The organism is Streptomyces telluris (genome assembly GCF_024519335.1).
Lineage (GTDB): Bacteria > Actinomycetota > Actinomycetes > Streptomycetales > Streptomycetaceae > Streptomyces > Streptomyces telluris.
On sequence record NZ_JANIID010000028.1, the window covers coordinates 41934 to 68600 of the forward strand.

Here is a 26667-nt window from a genome sequence, read left to right on the forward strand (position 1 = left end):
CAGCCTTCGACACGCCCGACCGCGTGGGTCGGCGGGTCGCCAGGTTAGTTTTATCGAGATCACAGAAACCGGAGAAACGGTGCCTACGATCCAGCAGCTGGTCCGAAAGGGCCGGCAGGACAAGGTCGAGAAGAACAAGACGCCCGCACTCGAGGGTTCGCCCCAGCGCCGCGGCGTCTGCACGCGTGTTTTCACGACCACCCCGAAGAAGCCGAACTCGGCGCTCCGTAAGGTCGCGCGTGTGCGTCTGACCTCCGGCATCGAGGTCACCGCTTACATTCCGGGTGAGGGTCACAACCTGCAGGAGCACTCCATCGTGCTCGTGCGCGGTGGCCGTGTGAAGGACCTGCCGGGTGTTCGCTACAAGATCATCCGCGGTTCCCTCGACACGCAGGGCGTCAAGAACCGTAAGCAGGCTCGCAGCCGCTACGGCGCCAAGAAGGAGAAGTAAGAATGCCTCGTAAGGGCCCCGCCCCGAAGCGCCCGGTCATCATCGACCCGGTTTACGGCTCCCCTCTGGTGACGTCGCTGATCAACAAGATCCTCCTGCACGGCAAGCGCTCCACCGCCGAGCGCATCGTGTACGGCGCCATGGAGGGTCTGCGCGAGAAGACCGGTAACGACCCGGTCATCACCCTCAAGCGCGCCCTCGAGAACGTCAAGCCGGCTCTCGAGGTCAAGTCCCGCCGTGTCGGTGGCGCCACCTACCAGGTGCCGGTCGAGGTCCGTCCGGGCCGCGCCTCCACCCTGGCGCTGCGCTGGCTGGTCGGTTACTCCCGCGCCCGTCGCGAGAAGACCATGACCGAGCGCCTCATGAACGAGCTGCTGGACGCCTCGAACGGTCTCGGCGCCTCGGTCAAGAAGCGTGAGGACACGCACAAGATGGCCGAGTCCAACAAGGCCTTCGCGCACTACCGCTGGTAGTCGCTACCCCCATCGAGAACCGAGAGAAGACTGAGCCATATGGCCACCACTTCGCTTGACCTGGCCAAGGTCCGCAACATCGGGATCATGGCCCACATCGACGCGGGCAAGACGACCACCACCGAGCGGATCCTGTTCTACACCGGTGTTTCGTACAAGATCGGTGAGGTCCACGACGGCGCTGCCACGATGGACTGGATGGAGCAGGAGCAGGAGCGTGGCATCACGATCACGTCTGCTGCCACCACCTGCCACTGGCCGCTCGACAACGTCGACCACACCATCAACATCATCGACACCCCGGGTCACGTCGACTTCACCGTCGAGGTGGAGCGCTCCCTGCGCGTGCTCGACGGTGCTGTGACGGTGTTCGACGGCGTTGCCGGTGTTGAGCCCCAGTCCGAGACCGTTTGGCGTCAGGCGGACCGCTACGGCGTGCCGCGCATCTGCTTCGTCAACAAGCTGGACCGTACGGGTGCCGAGTTCCACCGCTGCGTCGACATGATCGTCGACCGCCTGGGCGCGGTTCCGCTGGTCATGCAGCTGCCGATCGGCACCGAGGCCGACTTCAAGGGCGTGGTCGACCTCGTCCAGATGAAGGCGCTGGTCTGGTCCGCCGAGGCCGCCAAGGGCGAGATGTACGACGTCGTCGACATCCCGGACACCCACATCGAGGCTGCCGAGGAATGGCGCGGCAAGCTCCTCGAGGGCGTTGCCGAGAACGACGAAGAGATGATGGAGCTCTTCCTCGAGGGCCAGGAGCCCACCGAGGAGCAGCTGATGGCGGCCATCCGCCGCATCACCCTCGCGTCGAAGGGCGGCGGCGACTCCGTCACCGTCACCCCGGTGTTCTGTGGTACCGCGTTCAAGAACAAGGGCGTTCAGCCCCTGCTCGACGCCGTGGTCCGCTACCTCCCGTCGCCGCTCGACATCGAGGCCGTTGAGGGCCACGCGGTCAACGACGCCGACGAGGTCGTGAAGCGCAAGCCGTCCGACGACGAGCCGTTCGCCGGCCTTGCCTTCAAGATCATGAGCGACCCGCACCTCGGCAAGCTCACCTTCGTCCGGGTTTACTCGGGCCGCATGACGGCGGGCACCCAGGTGCAGAACTCCGTCAAGGGCAAGAAGGAGCGCATCGGCAAGATCTACCGGATGCACGCGAACAAGCGTGAGGAGATCGAGTCGGTGGGTGCCGGTGACATCGTCGCCGTCATGGGTCTGAAGCAGACCACCACCGGTGAGACCCTCTGCGACGCGTCGAACCCGGTGATCCTGGAGTCGATGGACTTCCCGGCCCCGGTCATCCAGGTCGCCATCGAGCCCAAGTCGAAGGGCGACCAGGAGAAGCTCGGCGTCGCGATCCAGCGTCTCGCCGAGGAGGACCCGTCCTTCCAGGTCCACACGGACGAGGAGACGGGCCAGACCATCATCGCGGGTATGGGCGAGCTGCACCTCGACGTGCTGGTCGACCGTATGCGCCGTGAGTTCAAGGTCGAGGCCAACGTCGGCAAGCCGCAGGTCGCGTACCGCGAGACGATCCGCAAGGCCGTCGAGCGCATCGACTACACGCACAAGAAGCAGACTGGTGGTTCCGGCCAGTTCGCCAAGGTGCAGATGGCGATCGAGCCCCTCGAGGGCGACGGCTACGAGTTCGAGAACAAGGTCACCGGTGGCCGCATCCCGCGGGAGTACATCCCGTCCGTGGACGCCGGTTGCCAGGAGGCCATGGAGTTCGGTGTTCTGGCCGGCTACCCGCTGACCGGCGTCAAGGTGACGCTGCTCGACGGTGCCTTCCACGACGTCGACTCCTCGGAGCTCGCGTTCAAGATCGCCGGTTCCATGGCGTTCAAGGAGGGTGCTCGCAAGGCGTCCCCGGCTCTGCTCGAGCCGATGATGTCCGTCGAGGTCACCACCCCCGAGGACTACATGGGTGATGTCATCGGTGACATCAACTCCCGTCGTGGCCAGATCCAGGCCATGGAGGACCGTCACGGCGCCAAGCTCGTCAAGGGCCTGGTTCCGCTGTCGGAGATGTTCGGCTACGTCGGAGACCTCCGCAGCAAGACTTCGGGTCGCGCAAGCTACTCGATGCAGTTCGACTCCTACGCCGAGGTTCCGCGGAACGTCGCCGAGGAGATCATCGCGAAGGCCAAGGGCGAGTAATCAGCTCCGTCTCCACAGACGAAGCTCACGCTTTAGGCTTGACACCGACTGTCGGGGCATACCACCGCAAACCATGGCGGTGTGCCCCGGCGGACGGCACCCCAGCAAAGATCCCTGGCGCCGACCCAATCCAGGCGTACAGAACCACTCCCCAGGAGGACCCCAGTGGCGAAGGCGAAGTTCGAGCGGACTAAGCCGCACGTCAACATCGGCACCATCGGTCACGTCGACCACGGTAAGACCACTCTTACCGCGGCGATCACCAAGGTGCTGCACGACGCGTACCCGGACCTGAACCCCTTCACGCCTTTCGACGAGATCGACAAGGCCCCGGAGGAGCGTCAGCGCGGTATCACCATCTCGATCGCGCACGTCGAGTACCAGACCGAGTCGCGTCACTACGCCCACGTTGACTGCCCGGGTCACGCGGACTACATCAAGAACATGATCACCGGTGCCGCCCAGATGGACGGCGCGATCCTCGTGGTCGCCGCGACCGACGGTCCGATGCCGCAGACCAAGGAGCACGTGCTCCTGGCCCGCCAGTCCGGCGTTCCGTACATCGTTGTCGCCCTGAACAAGGCCGACATGGTGGACGACGAGGAGATCCTGGAGCTCGTCGAGCTCGAGGTCCGTGAGCTCCTCAACGAGTACGAGTTCGACGGCGACAACGCTCCGGTCGTCCAGGTCTCGGCGCTCAAGGCGCTCGAGGGCGACAAGGAGTGGGGCGAGAAGCTCCTCGGCCTGATGAAGGCTGTCGACGAGAACATCCCGCAGCCCGAGCGTGACGTCGACAAGCCGTTCCTGATGCCGATCGAGGACGTCTTCACGATCACCGGTCGTGGCACCGTCGTCACCGGTCGTATCGAGCGTGGTGTCCTCAAGGTCAACGAGACCGTCGACATCATCGGCATCAAGACCGAGAAGACCACCACCACGGTCACCGGCATCGAGATGTTCCGCAAGCTGCTCGACGAGGGCCAGGCCGGTGAGAACGTCGGTCTGCTCCTCCGTGGCATCAAGCGCGAGGACGTCGAGCGCGGCCAGTGCATCATCAAGCCGGGTTCGGTCACCCCGCACACCGAGTTCGAGGCCACGGCCTACATCCTGTCGAAGGACGAGGGTGGCCGTCACACCCCGTTCTTCAACAACTACCGTCCGCAGTTCTACTTCCGTACGACTGACGTGACCGGTGTTGTGACCCTCGCCGAGGGCACCGAGATGGTCATGCCCGGCGACAACGCCGAGATGTCCGTCTCCCTGATCCAGCCCGTCGCGATGGAGGAGGGCCTGCGCTTCACCATCCGTGAGGGCGGCCGCACCGTCGGCGCCGGCCAGGTCACCAAGATCAACAAGTAAGTCCTCTTACTTGAAGGTCTGAGAAGGCCCCGCACATCCTCGGATGTGCGGGGCCTTCTCGCATACGCCCGTACGGACGCGATCGACGGACGCGATCAACGGTCGGAATCAGCTGTACGGGTGAACGCCGTACGGCCGCGTCAGGTGTGCGGGAGCTCCGGGCGCCAGATCCACGGCCGCGCGTCCGGGCTCATCCCGGCCACGCACAGCTGGTGGCCGGCGTCCGTGGTCATCGCGGAGGTCCCCACGGGCACGAGCCTGGCGTCGGAGCGCACGGGCTCGGAGTCGCCGGAGCCGTCGATGAGCTGTATCTCGCCGTTCACCGCCCGTCCGAGCACCATCACCGCGTCCTGCCCGCCCCGGACGGCCAGGGTGTGCGCGGAGAGCGGCCCGTAGCCCGCGAAGTTCTGCAGCTCGGCGGAGCGCATCTCCTCGGAGCCCGGCGTGAAGGTGTGCACCACCGGCTCGACGGCGGCGGGGGAGCGGTAGACCAGGGCCAGGGCGCCCTCGGGGCCCAGCGCCGCTCCGGGGAGCCCGCCCGGCTGCGGCAGGCCCTTCAGGGGCGCGTAGCGGACCGGCTTGCCGGGCTCGTCCTGCGTCCAGTGGTGGACGGTGTCGCGGCCGGTGCCGAAGACGTGGACGCGCTGCTCCCCGTCCAGGACGGCGGTGAGCCCATCCTGGATCTCCTGCCCGTGCAGGCTCTGCCACTTCCCCCAGGTGCCGTCGGCCTCCCGCACCCGGCCGGAGACGCCCTTGCCCGCGTTGCGGACGAAGAGGTGGACGCGTCCGTCGGGGGCGGCGACGGCGGCCGGCACGCCCACGCGGCGGCCGCGGTCGGGGCGCTGCTCGGGGTTGCCGAGGCCGGTCCAGGCCTTGAAGGGGCCGCCGGGGGAGCGCTGCTCCAGGACGACGATCTCGCGGGTGTCGGGGCGGCCCTGCCCGGTGAGGGCGGAGAACCGCAGGGCGAACAGCAGCCGGCGCCCCTGGGAGTCCTGCACGGCCGCGAGGACGGGCGCTAGGGGCCCGCCGCCGAGGTTCTGCGGCTCGCTCCAGCGGCCGCTGCCGGGGGAGGTCTCCTGCCAGCGCACGGCCTGGGTGCCCAGCACGCCGAAGGCCTCCAGGCGGCCGGCCCGGTCGGTGCCCAGCGCGGTGGCGGCGCCCTGGTAGCGGTAGTGGGTGGAGCGGATCCAGCCCTTGCGGTTGGTCATCGGGCGGTCGCCGCCCTGGCCGTAGTCGCCGCAGCCGGCGGGGTTGCCGCACTCCCACCCGGGGTCGCCGCCGTACGCCTCGACCAGGCGGTGCTTCTGCTCTATGACCTCGGGCGGCAGGTTGTGCGGCCAGCGCTGGTTGTAGTAGCCGCGGAAGGACGTGGTCACGAAGCGGGGCGGGTGGCCCTCGCGCTTGGTGGTGTCGGCCACCCACTGGGAGAGCGCCTTCCAGGTGAAGAGCGCGGTCGGGGTGTGGTCGCGGTGGTCGGAGCAGGCCCCGTAGTCGTTGTCCTTGGGGTGGGTGGCGTCGTGGACCTGGTAGTCGGGGTCCGGGTCCATGGTGTGCACCACGGTGGGCCGGAACCGGTCCATGATCGCGGCGAGGGCGTCCACCAGCGTGCCGTGCCGGTAGGTGCTGGAGGAGGTGCACGGCGAGCCGGTGGCGACGAGCGACTGCATCTCGCCCTCGGGCCGCTCCCACAGCAGGGGCAGCCGCATCTCGCCGGCCGAGAGCATGGCGATGTTGAGGAAGATCAGCTGGGCCTTGCGCCGGCCGTTGGTGAGCTCGTTCGTCTCGGCCGTGACGCCGCCGCCCAGGTCCAGGACGGACTTCCGCCAGGCCGTGAACCGGTCCAGGCCGATCATCTCGGCGTACGCCTGGCGCAGGCCCTGGTGGCGCGCGGAGGAGTAGGCCGCCTTGTCGGGCCTGGTCTTGGGCATGCCCTCGATCCAGTTCTGCCCGACGGCCTCGCCGGCCGTGACGTAGACCGAGACGACGGGGACCCCGGCCCGCACGATGTGCTCGGCGTCGGGGCTCATGAAGTACAGGTCGTCGTCGGGGTGCGCCATGACCTGCAGCAACAGCGAGTTTCCGGTGTTGGTGAAGGACTGGGTGGCGCTGGGGTCCACAGCTCTTATGGGGCTGGGGGAGGCCTTGGGCTTCTTGCCGCCCCCTCCGCTGCACCCCGCCGCGACGGCCGCCGTGGCGGCGGCCAGGCCGGCGAGCGCGGTCCGGCGGGATATCACCATGTGCTGTGAGATGTTCAACTACATGACTCCGTCCCGTTGTGCGGCACGCGGTCCCCTGCTTCCCCGGCGTGATAGGGGACGACGGGGGGAGCGCGGCGGTTGCCCGGGGCCGCGGCAAACCCCGGCAAAGTGCGGATTTCCCAGCGTCCGGCGGGCGTGAGGCGGGTGACCCGGGGGACCCGAGCGGCGGTCGAGGTGTAAGAGCCATAGTGTCCCGTATGTCGGCGAGGTGGTTTGACAACTGAGCCGGTCGGGGTACCGTCTTCGGCCAGGATTGGCGCCTCTTCGGGCACGTATGGCACACTGTTCAGGTTGCTCGGTTGAGTGCCGATGCTGCGCGCCTCCCGCCGGGAGGACTGGAAGCGAGTCCCGCAGTACTCGTCGCCTCATGCTTTACATCGAAAGGTGTAGAGGCGGAAGTACGGGAATCTTCCGGGAAGTGTCAGCGGGGCCCCAGCCAGGCACTCGGTGGGTGTCTTTCCCCCACAACCCCCTTCATCAGGGAATTTCCTTAGGGAAATCTGCTGGAAGGGGCGCGACACGCCCGACCGCGTGGGTCGGAGGTGGAGCGGGGAAGGACCGCGTTCGGAAGCGATTCCGGGCGCAGCCGGCCGAGTCCCAGAGCGTTACGAGAGACAGGACTACTGAGTAGCCATGGCGGGACAGAAGATCCGCATCCGGCTCAAGGCCTACGACCACGAGGTCATCGACTCCTCGGCGAAGAAGATCGTCGAGACGGTGACGCGCACTGGTGCGTCGGTCGCGGGCCCGGTGCCGCTGCCCACTGAGAAGAACGTGTACTGCGTCATCAAGTCGCCGCACAAGTACAAGGACTCGCGCGAGCACTTCGAGATGCGCACGCACAAGCGCCTCATCGACATCCTCGACCCCACGCCGAAGACGGTTGACTCGCTGATGCGTCTCGACCTGCCGGCGGGCGTCGACATCGAGATCAAGCTCTGAGGTGACGCGCGAGATGGCTAAGAACATTAAGGGCGTCCTGGGCGAGAAGCTCGGCATGACCCAGGTCTGGGACGAGAACAACCGGGTTGTCCCGGTGACCGTCGTCAAGGCCGGGCCCTGCGTCGTCACCCAGGTCCGCACCAACGACAGCGACGGCTACGAGTCGGTCCAGATCGCCTTCGGCGAGATCGACCCGCGCAAGGTGAACAAGCCCCTCAAGGGTCACTTCGCCAAGGCCGACGTCACCCCGCGCCGCCACCTGGTGGAGCTGCGTACCGCTGACGCCAGCGAGTACACGCTCGGCCAGGAGATCACCGCCGCCGTGTTCGAGTCGGGCGTCAAGGTTGACGTCACCGGCAAGAGCAAGGGCAAGGGCTTCGCCGGTGTCATGAAGCGTCACAACTTCCGTGGCCTCGGCGCCGGGCACGGCACCCAGCGCAAGCACCGCTCCCCCGGTTCCATCGGTGGCTGCGCCACCCCGGGCCGTGTGTTCAAGGGCCTCCGCATGGCGGGCCGCATGGGCAACGAGCGGGTCACCACCCAGAACCTGACCGTCCACGCCGTTGACGCGGAGAAGGGCCTGCTCCTGATCAAGGGCGCGGTTCCTGGTCCGAACGGCGGCCTCGTCCTGGTCCGTACCGCGGCCAAGGGGGCCTGAGGTAACGATGAGCACCATTGACATCCTTTCGCCGGCAGGCGACAAGGCCGGGACCGTCGAGCTCCCCGCGGAGATCTTCGACGCGAAGGTCAGCGTTCCGCTGATCCACCAGGTCGTCGTCGCGCAGCTGGCCGCTGCCCGTCAGGGCACGCACAAGACCAAGACCCGTGGCGAGGTCCGCGGCGGTGGCAAGAAGCCGTACCGCCAGAAGGGCACCGGTCGCGCCCGTCAGGGTTCGACCCGCGCGCCGCAGTTCGCCGGTGGTGGCGTCGTGCACGGTCCCGTGCCGCGTGACTACTCGCAGCGCACCCCGAAGAAGATGAAGGCCGCCGCCCTGCGCGGTGCCCTCTCGGACCGCGCGCGTCACTCCCGCATCCACGTCGTCTCCGACGTGGTCGAGGGTGCGGCGTCCACCAAGGCCGCGAAGAGCCTGTTCGGCAAGATCAGCGAGCGGAAGAACCTGCTCCTGGTCGTCGAGCGCGCCAACGAGGCCGCGTGGCTGTCCGCCCGCAACCTGCCCCAGGTTCACATCCTGGAGCCGGGCCAGCTGAACACGTACGACGTGCTCGTCTCCGACGACGTGGTCTTCACCCAGGCCGCCTTCGAGTCCTTCGTGTCTGGCCCCAAGGCCGTTGAGACCGAAGGGAGCGAGGCCTGATGACTGAGGCCGTCGTCACCAGCAAGACGTTCTCGGACCCGCGCGACCTCCTGGTCAAGCCGGTCGTCTCCGAGAAGAGCTACGCGCTGCTGGACGAGAACAAGTACACGTTCATCGTCGACCCGCGCGCCAACAAGACCCAGATCAAGCAGGCCGTCGAGGCGGTCTTCTCGGTCAAGGTCACCGGGGTCAACACGATCAACCGTCAGGGTAAGCGCAAGCGCACCAAGACCGGTTTCGGCAAGCGTGCCAACACCAAGCGCGCCATCGTGACCCTCGCCGAGGGCGACCGTATCGACATCTTCGGCGGTCCGACCGCCTAAGGGCGGTCTGGATCGTCCGGAATCGGACGAGGACTGAGAAATGGGTATCCGCAAGTACAAGCCGACGACCCCGGGCCGTCGTGGCTCCAGCGTCGCCGACTTTGTCGAGATCACGCGGTCCACGCCGGAGAAGTCGCTGGTCCGCCCCCTGCACAGCAAGGGCGGCCGTAACAACACCGGTCGTGTGACCGTCCGTCACCAGGGCGGTGGCCACAAGCGCGCCTACCGTGTGATCGACTTCCGTCGTCACGACAAGGACGGCGTGCCGGCCAAGGTCGCTCACATCGAGTACGACCCGAACCGCACCGCGCGCATCGCGCTCCTGCACTACGCAGACGGCGAGAAGCGCTACATCATCGCCCCGGCCAAGCTGAACCAGGGCGACCGGATTGAGAACGGCCCCGGCGCCGACATCAAGCCGGGCAACAACCTCCCGCTCCGCAACATCCCGGTCGGTACCACGATCCACGCGATCGAGCTCCGTCCCGGTGGTGGCGCCAAGTTCGCCCGCTCTGCCGGTTCCTCCGTGCAGCTGCTGGCGAAGGAGGGCCAGTACGCCCACCTGCGTATGCCGTCCGGCGAGGTCCGCCTGGTCGACGTCCGCTGCCGCGCCACGGTCGGCGAGGTCGGCAACGCCGAGCAGTCGAACATCAACTGGGGCAAGGCCGGCCGTATGCGCTGGAAGGGCGTTCGCCCGACCGTCCGCGGTGTCGCGATGAACCCGGTTGACCACCCGCACGGTGGTGGTGAGGGCAAGACCTCCGGTGGTCGCCACCCGGTCTCCCCGTGGGGTCAGAAGGAGGGTCGTACTCGTTCTCCCAAGAAGGCGAGCAACAAGTACATCGTCCGCCGCCGCAAGACGAACAAGAAGCGCTAGGAGCGGGTTTAGATGCCGCGTAGTCTCAAGAAGGGACCCTTCGTCGACGGACACCTCATCAAGAAGGTGGACGCTCAGAACGAGGCTGGTACCAAGAACGTCATCAAGACCTGGTCCCGTCGCTCCATGATCGTGCCGGCCATGCTCGGCCACACGCTCGCGGTGCACAACGGCAAGACGCACGTCCCGGTGTTCGTCACCGAGTCGATGGTCGGCCACAAGCTCGGCGAGTTCTCGCCGACCCGCACCTTCCGCGGCCACGTCAAGGACGACCGCAAGTCGAAGCGCCGCTAAGCGGGGTGCGAACGACTATGACTGACACCGAAGGGACAACCATGGAAGCCAGGGCCCAGGCGCGGTACATCCGCGTCACGCCCATGAAGGCCCGCCGCGTGGTGGACCTCATCCGTGGCATGGACGCCACGGAGGCTCAGGCGGTCCTGCGTTTCGCCCCGCAGGCCGCGAGCGTGCCGGTGGGCAAGGTGCTGGACAGCGCCATTGCCAACGCCGCGCACAACTACGACCACACGGACGCTTCGTCGCTGTACATCAGCGAGGCGTTCGTGGACGAGGGCCCGACCCTGAAGCGGTTCCGTCCGCGTGCCCAGGGCCGTGCCTACCGGATCCGCAAGCGGACCAGCCACATCACCGTGGTCGTCAGCAGCAAGGAAGGAACCCGGTAATGGGCCAGAAGGTTAACCCGCACGGGTTCCGGCTCGGCATCACCACGGACTTCAAGTCCCGTTGGTACGCCGACAAGCTGTACAAGGACTACGTCAAGGAAGACGTTGCCATTCGTCGCATGATGACGAAGGGCATGGAGCGCGCCGGTATCTCGAAGGTTGAGATCGAGCGCACCCGCGACCGCGTCCGCGTTGACATCCACACCGCTCGCCCGGGCATCGTCATCGGCCGCCGCGGCGCCGAGGCCGACCGCATCCGCGGTGAGCTGGAGAAGCTGACCGGCAAGCAGGTCCAGCTGAACATCCTCGAGGTCAAGAACCCCGAGGTCGACGCTCAGCTGGTGGCCCAGGCCGTCGCCGAGCAGCTGTCCTCCCGCGTCTCCTTCCGTCGCGCCATGCGTAAGAGCATGCAGTCGACGATGAAGGCCGGCGCCAAGGGCATCAAGATCCAGTGCGGTGGCCGTCTCGGCGGCGCCGAGATGTCCCGCTCGGAGTTCTACCGCGAGGGCCGTGTGCCCCTGCACACGCTCCGCGCGAACGTCGACTACGGCTTCTTCGAGGCCAAGACCACCTTCGGCCGCATCGGCGTGAAGGTCTGGATCTACAAGGGCGACGTCAAGAACATCGCCGAGGTCCGCGCCGAGAACGCCGCGGCGCGTGCGGGCAACCGCCCGTCCCGTGGTGCCGGCGAGCGCCCGGCCCGTGGTGGCCGTGGCGGCGAGCGTGGCGGCCGCGGCCGCAAGCCGCAGCAGAACGCCGCTGCCGAGGCCCCCAAGGCCGAGGCCGCTGCCGCTGCTCCGGCTGAGTCCACCGGAACGGAGGCCTGACCGACATGCTGATCCCTCGCAGGGTCAAGCACCGCAAGCAGCACCACCCCAAGCGGAACGGCATGGCCAAGGGTGGCACCGAGCTCGCCTTCGGTGAGTACGGCATCCAGGCCCTGACCCCGGCCTACGTGACGAACCGTCAGATCGAGTCCGCTCGTATCGCCATGACGCGTCACATCAAGCGTGGCGGCAAGGTGTGGATCAACATCTACCCGGACCGTCCGCTGACCAAGAAGCCGGCCGAGACCCGCATGGGTTCCGGTAAGGGTTCTCCGGAGTGGTGGATCGCGAACGTCAAGCCCGGTCGGGTGATGTTCGAGCTGTCCTTCCCGAACGAAAAGGTTGCTCGTGAGGCGCTGACCCGCGCCGCGCACAAGCTTCCGATGAAGTGCCGCATTGTTCGGCGCGAGGCAGGTGAGTCGTGATGGCCGCTGGTATCAAGGCGACCGAGCTGCGCGAGCTCAACGACGAGGACCTCGTCGCGAAGCTCCGTGAGGCCAAGGAAGAGCTGTTCAACCTCCGCTTCCAGGCGGCGACCGGGCAGCTTGAGAACCACGGTCGGCTCAAGTCCGTCCGTAAGGACATCGCCCGGATCTACACCCTGATGCGCGAGCGTGAGCTGGGCATCGAGACGGTGGAGAGCGCCTGATGAGCGAGAAGAATGTGACTGAGACGAACGACCGCGGTTTCCGCAAGACCCGTGAGGGTCTCGTCGTCAGCGACAAGATGGACAAGACCGTCGTCGTCGCCGTCGAGGACCGCGTCAAGCACGCGCTGTACGGCAAGGTCATCCGCCGTACGAACAAGCTCAAGGCGCACGACGAGCAGAACGCTGCCGGCGTCGGCGACCGCGTCCTCCTGATGGAGACGCGTCCGCTGTCCGCCTCGAAGCGCTGGCGCGTCGTCGAGATCCTCGAGAAGGCCAAGTAATTTCTGAGGGGTTTTCCCTCAGATAAGTTCCGCCAGGCTCGGCAGGGGCTCCTCGGAGCCCCTGCCGGGAACCGGCAGACGATCAGGAGATAGACGTGATCCAGCAGGAGTCGCGACTTCGGGTCGCCGACAACACTGGTGCCAAGGAGATCCTTTGCATCCGTGTTCTCGGTGGTTCGGGTCGCCGCTACGCGGGCATCGGTGACGTCATCGTCGCCACCGTCAAGGACGCGATCCCCGGTGGCAACGTGAAGAAGGGTGACGTCGTCAAGGCCGTCATCGTTCGCACCGTCAAGGAGCGCCGCCGTCCGGATGGCTCGTACATCCGTTTCGACGAGAACGCCGCTGTCGTTCTCAAGAACGACGGTGACCCCCGCGGCACCCGTATCTTCGGCCCCGTGGGCCGAGAGCTGCGCGAGAAGAAGTTCATGAAGATCGTCTCGCTCGCGCCGGAGGTGCTGTAACCGATGAAGATCAAGAAGGGCGACCTGGTCCAGGTCATCACCGGTAAGGACAAGGGCAAGCAGGGCAAGGTCATTCAGGCCTTCCCGGCTGAGGACCGTGTTCTCGTCGAGGGTGTCAACCGGGTCAAGAAGCACACCAAGGCCGGCCAGACCGCCCGTGGTTCCAAGACCGGTGGCATTGTCACGACCGAGGCCCCGATCCACGTGAGCAACGTTCAGCTCATCGTGGAGAAGGACGGCAAGAAGGTCGTCACCCGCGTCGGTTACCGCTTCGACGACAACGGCAACAAGATCCGCGTTGCCAAGCGCACCGGTGAGGACATCTGATGACTGCCACCACCAACGCGCCGCGTCTCAAGCTGCGCTACCGCGAAGAGATCGTCGGCAAGCTGCGTGAGGAGTTCTCGTACGAGAACGTCATGCAGGTTCCCGGCCTCACCAAGATCGTGGTCAACATGGGTGTGGGCGACGCCGCCCGCGACTCCAAGCTGATCGAGGGCGCCATCCGCGACCTCACCACGATCACGGGCCAGAAGCCCGCCGTCACCAAGGCTCGCAAGTCCATCGCGCAGTTCAAGCTGCGTGAGGGCCAGCCGATCGGCGCCCACGTCACCCTCCGTGGTGACCGCATGTGGGAGTTCCTGGACCGCACCCTGTCGCTCGCGCTGCCGCGCATCCGCGACTTCCGTGGTCTGTCCCCGAAGCAGTTCGATGGTCGGGGCAACTACACCTTCGGTCTCACGGAGCAGGTCATGTTCCACGAGATCGACCAGGACAAGATCGACCGCGTCCGGGGTATGGACATCACCGTGGTGACCACGGCGACCAACGACGACGAGGGCCGCGCCCTCCTTCGTCACCTCGGCTTCCCGTTCAAGGAGGCGTAAGCGAGATGGCGAAGAAGTCTCTTATTGCCAAGGCTGCTCGCAAGCCGAAGTTCGGTGTGCGCGCGTACACCCGCTGCCAGCGCTGCGGCCGCCCGCACTCCGTGTACCGCAAGTTCGGCCTCTGCCGCGTGTGCCTTCGTGAGATGGCTCACCGTGGCGAGCTGCCGGGCGTGACCAAGAGCTCCTGGTAACAACCCACTTGGGTTGACCAGGACTCTCGGTAAGCATCAAGGACGGTGGGGCCCGATCCTTCACTCGCGTAGAGTTGAAGGGTTGGGTGCCCGCCGCCCATGACCGTCTTACTACGCCGTAGGTCCCCGCGCCGCACCCGCCCCGACCCTGTTCGGGGAGAGGGATGGCGCAGATAGGAAACCACGGCGAGAGAGGCCGAAGGCCAAACATGACCATGACCGATCCGATCGCAGACATGCTGACCCGTCTGCGGAACGCGAACTCGGCTTACCACGACTCCGTGGCCATGCCCCACAGCAAGATCAAGGCGCACATCGCCGAAATCCTGCAGCAGGAGGGCTACATCGCCGGCTGGAAGGTCGAGGACGCCGAGGTCGGCAAGAGCCTCGTCATCGACCTGAAGTTCGGTCCGAACCGCGAGCGCTCGATCGCCGGGATCAAGCGCATCTCGAAGCCGGGCCTGCGTGTCTACGCAAAGTCCACCAACCTGCCGAAGGTCCTCGGCGGCCTGGGCGTGGCGATCATCTCCACGTCCCACGGTCTCCTGACCGGCCAGCAGGCCAGCAAGAAGGGCGTGGGTGGGGAAGTCCTCGCCTACGTCTGGTAACCAGGGAACGGAGGAATAGCCAATGTCGCGTATTGGACGGCTGCCCATCCAGGTTCCCGCTGGTGTGGACGTCACCATCGATGGCCGTACGGTGCACGTGAAGGGCCCCAAGGGTTCCCTCACGCACGCCGTTGCCGCGCCCATCGAGATCGCTAAGGCCGAGGACGGCACCCTTGTCGTCTCGCGTCCGAACGACGAGCGTCAGAACAAGGCCCTGCACGGCCTGTCCCGCACGCTGGTGGCGAACATGATCACCGGCGTGACCGCGGGCTACAGCAAGGCTCTTGAGATCAGCGGTGTCGGTTACCGCGTCCAGGCGAAGGGCTCCAACCTGGAGTTCTCTCTGGGCTACAGCCACCCGATTCTGATCGAGGCCCCCGAGGGCATCACCTTCAAGGTCGAGTCCCCCACCAAGCTCAGCGTCGAGGGCATCGACAAGCAGAAGGTCGGCGAGGTTGCCGCCAACATCCGCAAGCTTCGCAAGCCCGACCCCTACAAGGCCAAGGGCGTGAAGTACGCGGGCGAGGTCATCCGCCGCAAGGTCGGAAAGGCTGGTAAGTAAGCCATGGCATACGGTGTGAAGATCGCCAAGGGCGATGCTTACAAGCGCGCCGCCAAGCAGCGCCGCCACATCCGCATCCGCAAGAACATGTCGGGTACGGCCGAGCGTCCGCGCCTGGTCGTGACGCGTTCGAACCGTGGCATCACCGCCCAGGTGATCGACGACATCAAGGGTCACACCCTGGCGTCGGCGTCCCACCTGGACGCGTCGATCCGCGGTGGCGAGGGCGACAAGAGCGCCCAGGCCACGAAGGTGGGCGCCCTGGTCGCCGAGCGCGCCAAGGCCGCCGGCGTCGAGGCCGTCGTGTTCGACCGCGGTGGCAACCAGTACGCCGGGCGCATTGCCGCTCTGGCGGACGCCGCCCGCGAAGCCGGGCTGAAGTTCTAAGCCCCGGTTCCGGAGCTAGCGGACGTAACAGAGAGAGGTAAATCCAATGGCTGGACCCCAGCGCCGCGGAAGCGGTGCCGGTGGCGGCGAGCGGCGGGACCGGAAGGGTCGCGACGGTGGCGCTGCCGCCGAGAAGACCGCGTACGTTGAGCGCGTAGTCGCGATCAACCGCGTCGCCAAGGTTGTCAAGGGTGGTCGTCGCTTCAGCTTCACCGCGCTCGTCGTGGTGGGTGACGGTGACGGCACCGTGGGTGTCGGTTACGGCAAGGCCAAGGAAGTTCCGGCTGCCATCGCCAAGGGCGTGGAAGAGGCCAAGAAGAACTTCTTCAAGGTCCCCCGTATCCAGGGCACCATCCCGCACCCGATCCAGGGCGAGAAGGCCGCGGGCGTCGTCCTGCTCAAGCCGGCTTCCCCCGGTACCGGTGTTATCGCCGGTGGCCCGGTGCGTGCCGTGCTCGAGTGCGCCGGCGTTCACGACATCCTGTCGAAGTCGCTCGGTTCTTCGAACCCGATCAACATCGTGCACGCCACGGTGACGGCCCTCCAGGGACTCTCCCGTCCCGAGGAGATCGCCGCCCGTCGTGGCCTGCCGCTGGAGGACGTGGCTCCCGCCGCTCTGCTGCGGGCGCGTGCAGGGGCGGGTGCGTAATGGCTCGCCTCAAGGTCACGCAGGTCAAGTCCTACATCGGTAGCAAGCAGAACCACCGCGACACCCTGCGTTCGCTTGGTCTCAAGAAGATCAACGACGTGGTTGTCAAGGAGGACCGTCCCGAGATCCGCGGCATGGTGCAGACCGTCCGCCACCTCGTGACGGTTGAGGAGGTCGACTGACATGGCGGAGCAGAACCCGCTGAAGGTCCACAACCTCCGTCCTGCCCCGGGCGCCAAGACCGCCAAGACCCGTGTGGGTCGTGGTGAGGCGTCCAAGGGTAAGACCGCAGGTCGTGGTACCAAGGGCACCAAGGCCCGTTACCAGGTTCCGCAGCGCTTCGAGGGTGGGCAGATGCCCCTCCACATGCGCCTGCCGAAGCTCAAGGGCTTCAAGAACCCGTTCCGCACCGAGTTCCAGGTCGTGAACCTGGACAAGCTGGCCGCGCTCTACCCGCAGGGTGGCGAGGTCACGGTGGCCGACCTGGTCGCCAAGGGTGCGGTTCGCAAGAACCAGCTCGTCAAGGTCCTGGGCCAGGGCGAGATCTCCGTGGCGCTGCAGGTTTCGGTTGACGCCGTCTCCGGCTCCGCCAAGGAGAAGATTGTCGCTGCCGGCGGCAGCGTCACCGAGCTCGTCTGAGCTCGTTGAACTGACAACCGGGGATGTCCCAAAAGGGGCATCCCCGGTTGGTCGTTCCAAGGGGGGCACGGTCGCCGGTAAGGTGGCGTGCACTGTTAACCTCCGCGCGGCCTGTGCCCGCGCGGATTTTGACTGATAAGTATTCGTCGATCCTCAAGACCGTCACCTCTCGCGTGGCAACGTGAGAGGCGCAGGAGGCACCGTGCTCACCGCGTTCGCCCGGGCGTTCAAGACGCCCGACCTGCGCAAGAAGCTGCTGTTCACGCTGGGCATCATGGTGCTCTTCCGACTCGGTGCGCACGTACCGGTGCCGGGAGTCGACTACCGCAATGTCCAGATGTGCATGGACCAGACCAAGAGCGGTCAGGGCCTCTTCGGCCTCGTGAACATGTTCAGTGGTGGCGCGCTGCTGCAGATCACGATCTTTGCGCTCGGGATCATGCCGTACATCACGGCGAGCATCATCCTGCAGCTCCTGACCGTCGTCATTCCACGGCTGGAAGCCCTCAAGAAGGAGGGGCAGTCGGGACAGGCGAAGATCACGCAGTACACGCGCTATCTGACCGTGGCTCTTGCGATCCTTCAGGGCACCGGCCTGGTCGCCACGGCCCGCAGCGGTGCCTTGTTCGGGGGCTGCACCGTCGGGAACCAGATCGTTCCCAACCAGTCGATCTTCACCACCGTCGTCATGGTCATCACCATGACCGCCGGTACCGCGCTGATCATGTGGCTCGGTGAGCTCATCACCGACCGCGGCATCGGCAACGGCATGTCGATCCTGATGTTCACCTCCATCGCCGCCGGTTTCCCGAGCTCCCTCTGGGCGATCAAGCTCCAGGGCAGCCTGATGGGCGGTTGGCTGGAGTTCTCCCTGGTCATCCTGTGCGGTCTCGCGATGGTCGCGCTCGTCGTCTTCGTCGAGCAGGCCCAGCGCCGGATCCCCGTGCAGTACGCCAAGCGCATGATCGGCCGCCGTTCCTACGGCGGTACGTCCACCTACATCCCGCTCAAGGTGAACCAGGCGGGCGTGATCCCCGTCATCTTCGCCTCGTCGCTGCTCTACATTCCGGCGCTGCTCGTGCAGTTCACCGGCTCCAAGGCGGGCTGGGCGAACTGGATCAACGCCAACCTGGTCAAGGGTGACCACCCGATCTACATGGCCACCTACTTCCTGCTGATCGTTTTCTTCGCCTTCTTCTACGTCGCCATCTCCTTCAACCCCGAAGAAGTTGCCGACAACATGAAGAAGTATGGTGGGTTCATCCCGGGCATCCGGGCGGGTCGTCCCACCGCGGAGTACCTGAGCTACGTGCTGAACCGCATCACGTGGCCGGGCTCTCTCTACCTGGGCCTGATCGCCCTGGTGCCCACGGTGGCACTGGTCACACTCAACGCGAACCAGAACTTCCCGTTCGGGGGAACCAGCATCCTGATCATCGTGGGTGTCGGTCTGGAGACTGTGAAGCAGATCGAGAGCCAGCTTCAGCAGCGCAACTACGAAGGGTTCCTCCGCTGATGCGAATCGTCCTCGTCGGGCCGCCCGGCGCCGGCAAGGGTACGCAGGCCGCGTACCTCGCCAAGAACCTCGCGATCCCGCACATCTCGACGGGCGACCTTTTCCGGGCGAACATCAGCCAGGGCACGCCCCTGGGCCAGAAGGCCCAGGAGTACATGCGGGCCGGCCAGCTCGTGCCGGACGAGGTCACCATCGGCATGGCCAAGGACCGCATGGACCAGGAGGACGCCGCCGGCGGCTTCCTGCTCGACGGCTTCCCGCGCAACCTGGCCCAGGCCGAGGCGCTGGACGCCATCCTCAAGGCCGGCGGCCTCAAGCTGGACGCCGTCCTGGACCTGGAGGTCCCGGAGGACGAGGTCGTCAAGCGGATCGCCGGTCGCCGGATGTGCCGCAAGGACAGCAGCCACATCTTCCACGTGATCTACAACCCCCCGAAGGCCGAGGGTGTGTGCGACACGTGCGGCGGTGAGCTGTACCAGCGCGAGGACGACCGCGAGGAGACCGTCCGCAAGCGGCTGGAGGTCTACCACACGGAGACCGAGCCGATCATCGACTACTACAAGGCCCAGGGCCTCGTGGTGACGATCCCGGCCCTCGGCAAGGTCGCCGAGGTGACGGAGCGGGCGATGGCCGCGCTGGAGCGCGAAGCCGCCTGACATGGCACGTACTACGGCCGCGGTGCCCTTCGGGGCACCGCGGCCGTAGTGTTTGTTTGAGCATTTGGACCGTAAGACCCAGGAAGGCATCCCATGGTCGAGATCAAGACCGCCGAGCAGATCGCGAAGATGCGCGAGGCCGGCCTGGTCGTCGCCGCCGTGCACGCGGCCACCCGGGAGGCGGCCGTCCCCGGTGCCACGACCAAGGACCTGGACGACGTCGCCCGCAAGGTGATCGCCGAGCACGGCGCGAAGTCGAACTTCCTCGGGTACGGCGGCTTCCCCGCCACCATCTGCACCTCGGTGAACGAGGTCGTCGTCCATGGCATCCCGGACACGAAGACCGTCCTCAAGGACGGCGACATCATCTCCATCGACGCCGGCGCCATCATCGACGGCTGGCACGGTGACGCGGCCTTCACGGCCTTCGTGGGCACCGGACACGCTCCGGAGCTGCTGGAGCTCTCCCGGGTGACCGAGGAGTCCATGTGGGCCGGCATCGCCGCCGTGAAGAACGGCAACCGCCTGGTGGACATCTCCCGGGCCATCGAGGGCTACATCCGCCGCCAGCCCCGCCCGGCCTCCGGGAAGTACGGGATCATCGAGGACTACGGCGGCCACGGCATCGGCTCCGAGATGCACATGGACCCGCACCTGCTGAACTACGTCTCCCGCAAGCGCGGCAAGGGCCCCAAGCTCGTCCCGGGCTTCTGCATCGCCATCGAGCCCATGGTGAGCCTCGGCACGGCCCGTACGCACGTCCTGGAGGACGACTGGACGGTCCTCACGGACGACATGTCCTGGTCCTCCCACTGGGAGCACTCCGTCGCCCTGACGGAGGAAGGGCCGCTGGTGCTGACGGCGGTCGACGGCGGCAAGGCGAAGCTGGCGGAGTACGGGGTGACGGCGGCCCCGGACCCGCTGGCCTGAGGCGTCGCATAAGGATCACTGCGGCTGGGCAGTCACCCCTGGATTAGTCTTTCGGGTTGCCCTGACGTAGACTGACGCGTCGGCTCTCGTGTATCCGCATGCCCGCTTGTAATTTCTTTGCGGTGGACCGTGCAGCACTAGAGTTGATCAAGGTAGCCGATTCGAAAGGCGAAGCGTGGCCAAGAAGCAAGGTGCCATCGAGATCGAGGGCACCGTGATCGAGTCTCTGCCGAACGCAATGTTCAAGGTGGAGCTCCAGAACGGTCACAAGGTCCTCGCGCACATCAGCGGCAAGATGCGGATGCACTACATCCGCATCCTTCCGGATGACCGGGTCGTCGTGGAGCTCTCTCCCTACGACCTGACGCGTGGCCGGATCGTCTACCGCTACAAGTAGATCTTGTCGCCGTCCCGCTCGTACGGGGCGACGGCACTGACCCGGAGAACCTCACACCCATGAAGGTCAAGCCGAGCGTCAAGAAGATCTGCGACAAGTGCAAGGTGATCCGCCGCCACGGCCGGGTCATGGTCATCTGCGACAACCTGCGCCACAAGCAGCGCCAGGGCTGACGCAGAACCTGCACTTCGCAGTTTCTTCGCGCGACGCGAGCAAAAAACGTACATACGCAGAACCCGTCCAGTGATCACTGGCGACACCTCCGGCGGGGGCCGGGGACCCGGAACGTACCTAGTACGGCGGCCGGGATCGGTTCTGTGTCAGACCCCCGAGAACATCTGGAGCCATTGAATGGCACGCGTTTCCGGTGTTGACATCCCGCGCGACAAGCGCGTGGAGGTTGCACTCACCTACGTCTTCGGTATCGGCCGCACCCAGTCGCAGGCGACCCTCGCCGCCACCGGTGTGAACCCGAACACCCGCGTTCGTGACCTTCCCGAAGAGGACCTGGTCAAGATCCGCGAGTACGTGGACGCCAACCTCAAGACCGAGGGTGACCTCCGTCGCGAGATCCAGGCCGACATCCGCCGCAAGGTCGAGATCGGCTGCTACCAGGGTCTGCGTCACCGTCGTGGCCTGCCGGTCCACGGTCAGCGCACCAGCACGAACGCTCGTACCCGCAAGGGCCCGCGTCGCGCCATCGCCGGCAAGAAGAAGCCGGGCAAGAAGTAGTCCACAGCGGACGCTGCGGTGCTCCGGGGGGCAACCCCCGGGTCGGCCGCATTCCAGCGGTCTTCGCTGTAGGACCGACCACCTCCCTCCATCAGGAGTAAGACATGCCCCCCAAGGGTCGTCAGGGCGCTGCCAAGAAGGTGCGCCGCAAGGAAAAGAAGAACGTCGCTCACGGCCACGCGCACATCAAGAGCACGTTCAACAACACGATCGTGTCCATCACGGACCCGACCGGCAACGTGATCTCCTGGGCCTCCGCCGGCCACGTCGGCTTCAAGGGCTCGCGCAAGTCCACCCCGTTCGCCGCGCAGATGGCCGCCGAGTCCGCCGCGCGTCGTGCGCAGGAGCACGGCATGCGCAAGGTCGACGTCTTCGTCAAGGGCCCGGGTTCCGGTCGTGAGACCGCCATCCGTTCGCTCCAGGCGACCGGTCTCGAGGTCGGCTCCATCCAGGACGTCACCCCGACCCCGCACAACGGCTGCCGCCCCCCGAAGCGTCGCCGCGTCTGACGCTGCGCGGCTTCGGCTGCTGCCTTGAGGGTCTGGGCGGTACGGCTTCCCTTCCGGGGGGCCGTGCCGCCCGTACCCTTGTAATACCTCGGGACATCAAATAGTGGGTGTCCATGACTGAAGGATTCATCGCATGCTGATCGCTCAGCGCCCCTCGCTGACCGAAGAGGTCGTCGACGAGTTCCGCTCCCGGTTCGTGATCGAGCCGCTGGAGCCGGGCTTCGGCTACACCCTCGGCAACTCCCTGCGCCGTACGCTCCTCTCCTCGATCCCGGGTGCGGCGGTCACGTCCATCCGCATCGACGGTGTCCTGCACGAGTTCACCACCGTGCCGGGCGTCAAGGAGGACGTCACCGACCTCATCCTGAACATCAAGCAGCTGGTCGTCTCCTCGGAGCACGACGAGCCGGTCGTGATGTACCTGCGCAAGCAGGGCCCGGGTCTGGTCACCGCCGCCGACATCGCCCCGCCGGCCGGTGTCGAGGTGCACAACCCCGACCTGGTTCTGGCGACCCTGAACGCCAAGGGCAAGCTGGAGATGGAGCTGACCGTCGAGCGCGGTCGCGGCTACGTCTCCGCCGTCCAGAACAAGCAGGTGGGCCAGGAGATCGGCCGCATCCCGGTCGACTCCATCTACTCGCCGGTCCTCAAGGTCACCTACAAGGTCGAGGCGACCCGAGTCGAGCAGCGCACCGACTTCGACAAGCTGATCGTCGACGTCGAGACCAAGCAGGCCATGCGCCCGCGCGACGCCATGGCGTCCGCCGGTAAGACCCTGGTCGAGCTGTTCGGTCTGGCCCGCGAGCTCAACATCGACGCCGAGGGCATCGACATGGGCCCGTCCCCGACGGACGCCGCCCTGGCCGCCGACCTCGCGCTGCCGATCGAGGAGCTCGAGCTCACGGTCCGCTCGTACAACTGCCTCAAGCGCGAGGGCATCCACTCCGTGGGTGAGCTCGTCGCCCGCTCCGAGGCCGACCTGCTCGACATCCGCAACTTCGGTGCGAAGTCGATCGACGAGGTCAAGGCGAAGCTGGCCGGCATGGGCCTGGCCCTCAAGGACAGCCCGCCCGGATTCGACCCGACCGCTGCCGCGGACGCCTTCGGCGCGGACGACGACGCGGACGCCGGTTTCGTCGAGACCGAGCAGTACTAAGAGCTCGGGCCTGACGGCTCGATCTTGGCTGCGGATCGGTTTCGGCTGATCGCGCAGTTCCCCGCGCCCCTTCGGGGGCGCGGGTCTCCGACGGGCGACCGCCCGCTCGGATACTGACCCCGGTACCTGATACGGCCGGGGCAGACACCTAGGAGAAACACCATGCCGCGTCCCACCAAGGGTGCCCGTCTGGGCGGCGGTGCCGCGCACGAGAAGCTGATGCTGGCGAACCTCGCCAAGTCGCTCTTCGAGCACGGCCGCATCACGACGACCGAGGCCAAGGCCCGCCGCCTGCGTCCGGTCGCCGAGCGCCTGATCACCAAGGCGAAGAAGGGCGACATCCACAACCGTCGCCAGGTGCTGCAGACGATCACGGACAAGGGCATCGTGCACGTGCTCTTCACCGAGATCGCTCCGCGCTTCGCCGAGCGTCCGGGTGGCTACACCCGTATCACCAAGATCGGTAACCGCCGTGGCGACAACGCGCCCATGGCCGTGATCGAGCTGGTCGAGGGCGAGATCGCCAAGAAGGCGACCGTCGCCGAGGCCGAGGCCGCCACCAAGCGTGCGGTCAAGGAGTCCGAGGCTGCCGCCGAGGCTCCGGCCGAGGAGTCGAAGGACGCCTGACAACGCTGATGCGTGTCAGTGACGGGCCCGCCCCTTTCCGGGGGCGGGCCCGTCCCGCATTTCTGAGAGGAACCCCTGGTGAGTGACGAGGTGGCACCCGGTTACGTACGGGTGCGGCTGGACCTTTCGTACGACGGCAAGGACTTCTCCGGCTGGGCCAAGCAGCGCGAGGGCCAGCGCACGGTGCAGGGTGAGCTGGAGGCCGCGATCCGGACCGTGACCCGGTCCAAGGAGACGTACGAGCTGACGGTCGCCGGTCGTACCGACTCCGGAGTGCACGCCCGGGGCCAGGTCGCGCACGTCGACCTGCCGGCCGAGGTGTGGGCCGAGCACGAGGAGAAGCTGCTGCGCCGGCTGGCCGGCCGGCTGTCGCACGACGTGCGGGTGTGGAAGGTCGCCGAGGCGCCGGCCGGATTCAACGCGCGCTTCTCCGCGATCTGGCGGCGCTACGCCTACCGGGTGACGGACCATCACGGCGGGGTCGATCCGCTGCTGCGCGGTCATGTGCTGTGGCACGACTGGCCGTTGGACGTCGACGCCATGAACGCGGCCTCGAAGGCGCTGATCGGCGAGCACGACTTCGCCGCCTACTGCAAGCGGCGCGAGGGTGCGACGACCATCCGGACGCTGCAGCAGCTGAGTTGGGAGCGGGACGCCTCCGGCGTCATCACGGCGACCGTGCGGGCGGACGCGTTCTGCCACAACATGGTGCGGTCGCTGGTGGGTGCGCTGCTGTTCGTGGGTGACGGGCACCGGCCGGTGGACTGGCCGGGCAAGGTGCTGGCGGCGCGGGTGCGCGATTCGGCCGTGCACGTGGTGCGTCCGCACGGGCTCACGCTGGAGGAGGTCGGGTATCCGGCCGACTCCGAGCTCGCGGCGCGGAACATCGCGGCGCGGAACAAGAGGACGCTGCCCGGCGCGGGTTGCTGCTGACGAAACGCAGGTGGGGCCCGGTTTTCGCCGGGCCCCACCTGCGTTTCGGGGTTTACGCGGGGCAGCTGACCGCCAGGTCGCTGTTGACCGTGAAGTACGGCTTGATGCCGTCGACCTTCGGGTACAGGTCCGTCTTGTTGCGGTCGACGATGTCGCCGACGAGACGGGCCACCTTGACCGGCTCGCCGTCCGGGGTCAGGCGCAGGGCCAGGTCCCAGACGGTGTTCTCCTCGCCGGTGCCGCGGGCGTGCCGCAGCTCGGCGTAGGGGACGGTCACCCGGAAGGCCGTGCTGTCGACGGCGGTGACCTGCGCGGTGACCCGGTCGGCCGTGTCCGCGCGGGGCGTGGCGACGAGGACCGGCTCGGCGCCGTCGGCGAACTCGGCGCCGTGCAGGGTGCCTTCGACGGTGAGGGCGGTCTCGTCCTGGCGGACGAGGCGGGCCTCGGCGTGGACGGGGCGGTTCCAGGCGCGCAGGGCGAGGAAGCCGTCGACCGTCGGGTAGGGCACCCACCAGGTGAAGGGCGCGCCGGGCAGCGGCTCCAGCTCGACCAGGCCGCGGCCCTCGGCGAGGTGGGAGACGACGCGGCGGCGGGCGCCGTCGTCGCCGCGGACGACGTGGAGGTCCCAGCGGCCCTCGCCCAGGCGCAGCTGCTTGCGGTCGAGGACGGCGGTGTACGGGTCCTTCGGGCCGGCCGGTGCCTTCAGGGGCACGGCGACGGGCTTGCCCTCCTTGCGGCGGGTGACCGTCAGCGAGAGCTTCTCGCCGGAGAGGCCCTTGCGGTCGACGGAGACGAGGATGTTGCCGTCGGCGTCGACGCGGCAGGAGGCGGTGCAGCGCAGCGGCTTGCGGACGATCTCCTTGATCGCTGCCTTCACCGGCGGGGTGGAGGGCTTGGCGACGCCGCGGCGCAGCGGGCGGAGGATCTTGCCGGCGGTGCGGCGCAGCATCTTCGTCAGCGGGACGGGCGCGGGCTTGCGCTCGGCGGTGCCGGAGCCCGCGGCGGGGGCCGCTGCCGGGGTGGAGCTGTCGCGGGCCCCGCCGAGGCTCTCGATGAGCTCCTCGTAGCGGCGGGCGATGGCGTCCGGGTGGTAGCGCTCGGCGGAGATGCGGGCGGCCTTGCCCATGGCGTGGCGCAGCTCGTCGTCCTCGATGAGCTTGAGGAGGCCCTTGGCGATGGCGTCGCTGTCGAGGTTGGTGACGAGGAGGCCGTCGTGGCCGTCCTTGATGATCTCGCCGGGGCCGTGCGGGCAGTCGGTGGCGACGACGGGGACGCCGCAGTTCATGGCCTCCACGATCGTCATGCCGAAGGACTCCTCGCGGGAGGTCACGGCGGCGATCGAGCCCTTGGCCCACTCGGTCTCGATGGGGGAGTGGGGGCCCATGAGGGTGATGTGCTCGGTGAGGCCGAGCTGGTCGATCTGCTCGCGCAGCTTCGCCTGCTGGGGGCCGCGGCCGTAGATGCGCAGCTTCCAGTCGGGGCGGGCGGCGGCGACGGTGACCCAGGCCTTGACCAGGAGGTCGTAGCGCTTGACGGGGATGAGGCGGCCGGCGGCGACGACGAGCTTGGCGTTGCCGTCGGAGTGCTCGACCTCGGAGGCGGGGACGCCGTTGGGCAGCGCGACGAGCTTGGTCTTGACGCCCGGGAACTGCTCGCGGTGGGTCGCGGCGTCGGCCTCGGAGACGGCGGTGTGGGCGTCGAGGTGCGGGATGGCGCGGTCCTGGGCGGCGCGGATGTTCGGCTCGTGGGTGCCGTAGATCCGGTGCTCCTGGCCGATCCGCAGATAGCGGTCCTGCCCGAATTCGGCCAGGTACATGACCAGGCCGGGGCGGGTGGCGATGACGACGTCGGCGTCGGTGCGGGCGAGGTGCTCGGCGACGCGCTTGTCGGTCAGGGCGCTGAAGTGCGCGCCCTTGGCCTCGACGGGCGGGATGTGGGCGCTGTCCTGCTCCAGGAGCGGGTTGTCCCGGTCGGCGCCGGTCTCGGCGCGGGTGTCGATCAGGTGGACCAGCTTCACCTTGCGGTGCAGGGGGAGCTTGGGTGTGCCACCGGTCCTGTGGATGGACACGATCTCCACGTCGTGCCGGGCGGCGAGCGCACTGGCGACGTTGAAGGTGGAGCGGATCGTGCCGCCGATGCCGTAGGCGTTCTGCAAAAGGAAAGAGATCTTCATGGCGGTGTGTGCGCGGCGTTACGGGCGGCGCGTCCGTCCTTCCCCCTGG

The 26667-nt window shown here is 67.1% G+C and carries 37 protein-coding genes; 35 read left to right on the plus strand and 2 right to left on the minus strand.

What is annotated here, in order from left to right; translation table 11 throughout:
* Nucleotides 1–79: 79 nt before the first annotated feature.
* The 4 genes from rpsL to tuf all read left to right on the plus strand — a co-directional run bounded on the left by rpsL (nucleotide 80) and on the right by tuf (nucleotide 4446).
* Complete coding sequence (gene rpsL, locus NQU55_RS26145; RefSeq protein ID WP_003948652.1) at nucleotides 80–451, plus strand: 30S ribosomal protein S12; 372 nt, start codon at nucleotides 80–82, stop codon at nucleotides 449–451.
* 2 nt (nucleotides 452–453) lie between these two features.
* The gene (gene rpsG, locus NQU55_RS26150) at nucleotides 454–924 is read left to right on the plus strand and encodes a 30S ribosomal protein S7 (protein ID WP_004950419.1); all 471 of its coding nucleotides are present in this window, start codon (nucleotides 454–456) and stop codon (nucleotides 922–924) included.
* A gap of 39 nt (nucleotides 925–963) precedes the next feature.
* On the plus strand, nucleotides 964–3087 hold the full coding sequence (gene fusA / locus NQU55_RS26155) for an elongation factor G (protein WP_168093377.1): 2124 nt from the start codon (nucleotides 964–966) through the stop codon (nucleotides 3085–3087).
* Between the two features lie 165 nt (nucleotides 3088–3252).
* Entirely contained in the window at nucleotides 3253–4446 is a 1194-nt protein-coding gene (gene tuf / locus NQU55_RS26160; RefSeq protein WP_058046830.1) for an elongation factor Tu, read from the plus strand.
* 140 nt (nucleotides 4447–4586) lie between these two features.
* On the opposite strand, the gene NQU55_RS26165 is transcribed toward tuf, so the two are convergent.
* Nucleotides 4587–6701, minus strand: a complete 2115-nt coding sequence (locus NQU55_RS26165; protein ID WP_240976420.1) for a PIG-L family deacetylase — start codon at nucleotides 6699–6701, stop codon at nucleotides 4587–4589.
* Between the two features lie 636 nt (nucleotides 6702–7337).
* Here NQU55_RS26165 and rpsJ point away from each other — a divergent pair.
* From rpsJ to truA, 31 genes are all read left to right on the plus strand, one after another.
* Nucleotides 7338–7646, plus strand: a complete 309-nt coding sequence (rpsJ, locus tag NQU55_RS26170; protein WP_003948644.1) for a 30S ribosomal protein S10 — start codon at nucleotides 7338–7340, stop codon at nucleotides 7644–7646.
* A gap of 13 nt (nucleotides 7647–7659) precedes the next feature.
* A complete protein-coding gene (gene rplC, locus NQU55_RS26175; RefSeq protein ID WP_030368416.1) occupies nucleotides 7660–8304 on the plus strand; it encodes a 50S ribosomal protein L3 in 645 nt (214 codons plus the stop codon).
* A 7-nt stretch (nucleotides 8305–8311) separates the two neighbouring features.
* Nucleotides 8312–8962 (plus strand): 50S ribosomal protein L4, encoded by a 651-nt coding sequence (rplD, locus tag NQU55_RS26180; RefSeq protein ID WP_120756559.1) that lies wholly within the window; start codon nucleotides 8312–8314, stop codon nucleotides 8960–8962.
* Nucleotides 8962–9285 carry a 50S ribosomal protein L23 gene (gene rplW, locus NQU55_RS26185; protein ID WP_030368414.1) on the plus strand — a complete coding sequence of 108 codons (324 nt, stop codon included), beginning with the start codon at nucleotides 8962–8964 and terminating at the stop codon, nucleotides 9283–9285. Before rplD ends, rplW begins: the two co-directional genes overlap by 1 nt.
* Before the next feature lie 40 nt (nucleotides 9286–9325).
* On the plus strand, nucleotides 9326–10162 hold the full coding sequence (rplB, locus tag NQU55_RS26190; protein ID WP_168092750.1) for a 50S ribosomal protein L2: 837 nt from the start codon (nucleotides 9326–9328) through the stop codon (nucleotides 10160–10162).
* 12 nt (nucleotides 10163–10174) lie between these two features.
* Entirely contained in the window at nucleotides 10175–10456 is a 282-nt protein-coding gene (rpsS, locus tag NQU55_RS26195) for a 30S ribosomal protein S19 (RefSeq protein ID WP_004950443.1), read from the plus strand.
* A gap of 41 nt (nucleotides 10457–10497) precedes the next feature.
* Nucleotides 10498–10845, plus strand: coding sequence for a 50S ribosomal protein L22 (rplV, locus tag NQU55_RS26200; protein WP_031012097.1), 348 nt, complete (start codon nucleotides 10498–10500; stop codon nucleotides 10843–10845).
* Complete coding sequence (gene rpsC, locus NQU55_RS26205; protein WP_058046825.1) at nucleotides 10845–11672, plus strand: 30S ribosomal protein S3; 828 nt, start codon at nucleotides 10845–10847, stop codon at nucleotides 11670–11672. The genes rplV and rpsC overlap by 1 nt, the downstream gene beginning before the upstream one ends.
* A 5-nt stretch (nucleotides 11673–11677) precedes the next feature.
* Nucleotides 11678–12097, plus strand: coding sequence for a 50S ribosomal protein L16 (gene rplP, locus NQU55_RS26210; protein ID WP_106677952.1), 420 nt, complete (start codon nucleotides 11678–11680; stop codon nucleotides 12095–12097).
* Nucleotides 12097–12321, plus strand: a complete 225-nt coding sequence (gene rpmC / locus NQU55_RS26215; RefSeq protein ID WP_030368408.1) for a 50S ribosomal protein L29 — start codon at nucleotides 12097–12099, stop codon at nucleotides 12319–12321. The genes rplP and rpmC overlap by 1 nt, the downstream gene beginning before the upstream one ends.
* On the plus strand, nucleotides 12321–12602 hold the full coding sequence (gene rpsQ / locus NQU55_RS26220; RefSeq protein WP_058046824.1) for a 30S ribosomal protein S17: 282 nt from the start codon (nucleotides 12321–12323) through the stop codon (nucleotides 12600–12602). Before rpmC ends, rpsQ begins: the two co-directional genes overlap by 1 nt.
* A 95-nt stretch (nucleotides 12603–12697) precedes the next feature.
* Nucleotides 12698–13066, plus strand: a complete 369-nt coding sequence (rplN, locus tag NQU55_RS26225; RefSeq protein WP_099199421.1) for a 50S ribosomal protein L14 — start codon at nucleotides 12698–12700, stop codon at nucleotides 13064–13066.
* A gap of 3 nt (nucleotides 13067–13069) precedes the next feature.
* A complete protein-coding gene (gene rplX, locus NQU55_RS26230) occupies nucleotides 13070–13393 on the plus strand; it encodes a 50S ribosomal protein L24 (protein ID WP_058046823.1) in 324 nt (107 codons plus the stop codon).
* A complete protein-coding gene (rplE, locus tag NQU55_RS26235) occupies nucleotides 13393–13953 on the plus strand; it encodes a 50S ribosomal protein L5 (RefSeq protein ID WP_030368404.1) in 561 nt (186 codons plus the stop codon). Before rplX ends, rplE begins: the two co-directional genes overlap by 1 nt.
* 5 nt (nucleotides 13954–13958) lie before the next feature.
* Nucleotides 13959–14144, plus strand: coding sequence for a type Z 30S ribosomal protein S14 (locus tag NQU55_RS26240; protein WP_030368403.1), 186 nt, complete (start codon nucleotides 13959–13961; stop codon nucleotides 14142–14144).
* 209 nt (nucleotides 14145–14353) lie between these two features.
* Nucleotides 14354–14752: a 30S ribosomal protein S8 gene (gene rpsH / locus NQU55_RS26245; protein WP_058046822.1), complete on the plus strand. Its 399-nt coding sequence runs from the start codon at nucleotides 14354–14356 to the stop codon at nucleotides 14750–14752.
* Between the two features lie 22 nt (nucleotides 14753–14774).
* On the plus strand, nucleotides 14775–15314 hold the full coding sequence (gene rplF / locus NQU55_RS26250) for a 50S ribosomal protein L6 (RefSeq protein ID WP_030368401.1): 540 nt from the start codon (nucleotides 14775–14777) through the stop codon (nucleotides 15312–15314).
* 3 nt (nucleotides 15315–15317) lie between these two features.
* On the plus strand, nucleotides 15318–15701 hold the full coding sequence (gene rplR / locus NQU55_RS26255) for a 50S ribosomal protein L18 (protein WP_058046821.1): 384 nt from the start codon (nucleotides 15318–15320) through the stop codon (nucleotides 15699–15701).
* 46 nt (nucleotides 15702–15747) lie between these two features.
* A complete protein-coding gene (gene rpsE, locus NQU55_RS26260) occupies nucleotides 15748–16350 on the plus strand; it encodes a 30S ribosomal protein S5 (protein ID WP_030368399.1) in 603 nt (200 codons plus the stop codon).
* Complete coding sequence (rpmD, locus tag NQU55_RS26265) at nucleotides 16350–16532, plus strand: 50S ribosomal protein L30 (protein WP_058046820.1); 183 nt, start codon at nucleotides 16350–16352, stop codon at nucleotides 16530–16532. Before rpsE ends, rpmD begins: the two co-directional genes overlap by 1 nt.
* Nucleotide 16533: 1 nt before the next feature.
* Entirely contained in the window at nucleotides 16534–16989 is a 456-nt protein-coding gene (rplO, locus tag NQU55_RS26270; RefSeq protein ID WP_168092749.1) for a 50S ribosomal protein L15, read from the plus strand.
* A 202-nt stretch (nucleotides 16990–17191) separates the two neighbouring features.
* Nucleotides 17192–18505: a preprotein translocase subunit SecY gene (gene secY / locus NQU55_RS26275; RefSeq protein WP_058046819.1), complete on the plus strand. Its 1314-nt coding sequence runs from the start codon at nucleotides 17192–17194 to the stop codon at nucleotides 18503–18505.
* Complete coding sequence (locus tag NQU55_RS26280) at nucleotides 18505–19161, plus strand: adenylate kinase (protein ID WP_168092748.1); 657 nt, start codon at nucleotides 18505–18507, stop codon at nucleotides 19159–19161. The genes secY and NQU55_RS26280 overlap by 1 nt, the downstream gene beginning before the upstream one ends.
* Before the next feature lie 93 nt (nucleotides 19162–19254).
* Entirely contained in the window at nucleotides 19255–20091 is an 837-nt protein-coding gene (gene map, locus NQU55_RS26285) for a type I methionyl aminopeptidase (RefSeq protein WP_168092747.1), read from the plus strand.
* A 175-nt stretch (nucleotides 20092–20266) separates the two neighbouring features.
* Complete coding sequence (infA, locus tag NQU55_RS26290) at nucleotides 20267–20488, plus strand: translation initiation factor IF-1 (RefSeq protein WP_003956442.1); 222 nt, start codon at nucleotides 20267–20269, stop codon at nucleotides 20486–20488.
* Between the two features lie 59 nt (nucleotides 20489–20547).
* Nucleotides 20548–20661, plus strand: coding sequence for a 50S ribosomal protein L36 (gene rpmJ, locus NQU55_RS26295; protein WP_003956441.1), 114 nt, complete (start codon nucleotides 20548–20550; stop codon nucleotides 20659–20661).
* 178 nt (nucleotides 20662–20839) lie between these two features.
* On the plus strand, nucleotides 20840–21220 hold the full coding sequence (gene rpsM / locus NQU55_RS26300; protein ID WP_030368393.1) for a 30S ribosomal protein S13: 381 nt from the start codon (nucleotides 20840–20842) through the stop codon (nucleotides 21218–21220).
* A 104-nt stretch (nucleotides 21221–21324) separates the two neighbouring features.
* Entirely contained in the window at nucleotides 21325–21729 is a 405-nt protein-coding gene (rpsK, locus tag NQU55_RS26305) for a 30S ribosomal protein S11 (RefSeq protein ID WP_003948617.1), read from the plus strand.
* Nucleotides 21730–21862: 133 nt separating this feature from the next.
* Nucleotides 21863–22885: a DNA-directed RNA polymerase subunit alpha gene (locus NQU55_RS26310; protein WP_004946635.1), complete on the plus strand. Its 1023-nt coding sequence runs from the start codon at nucleotides 21863–21865 to the stop codon at nucleotides 22883–22885.
* A 162-nt stretch (nucleotides 22886–23047) separates the two neighbouring features.
* Nucleotides 23048–23512, plus strand: coding sequence for a 50S ribosomal protein L17 (gene rplQ / locus NQU55_RS26315; protein ID WP_030368392.1), 465 nt, complete (start codon nucleotides 23048–23050; stop codon nucleotides 23510–23512).
* A 78-nt stretch (nucleotides 23513–23590) separates the two neighbouring features.
* Nucleotides 23591–24445 (plus strand): tRNA pseudouridine(38-40) synthase TruA, encoded by an 855-nt coding sequence (truA, locus tag NQU55_RS26320; RefSeq protein WP_168092746.1) that lies wholly within the window; start codon nucleotides 23591–23593, stop codon nucleotides 24443–24445.
* 52 nt (nucleotides 24446–24497) lie between these two features.
* On the opposite strand, the gene NQU55_RS26325 is transcribed toward truA, so the two are convergent.
* Nucleotides 24498–26618 carry a glycosyltransferase family 4 protein gene (locus NQU55_RS26325; protein ID WP_256791286.1) on the minus strand — a complete coding sequence of 707 codons (2121 nt, stop codon included), beginning with the start codon at nucleotides 26616–26618 and terminating at the stop codon, nucleotides 24498–24500.
* Between the last annotated feature and the right edge of the window lie 49 nt (nucleotides 26619–26667).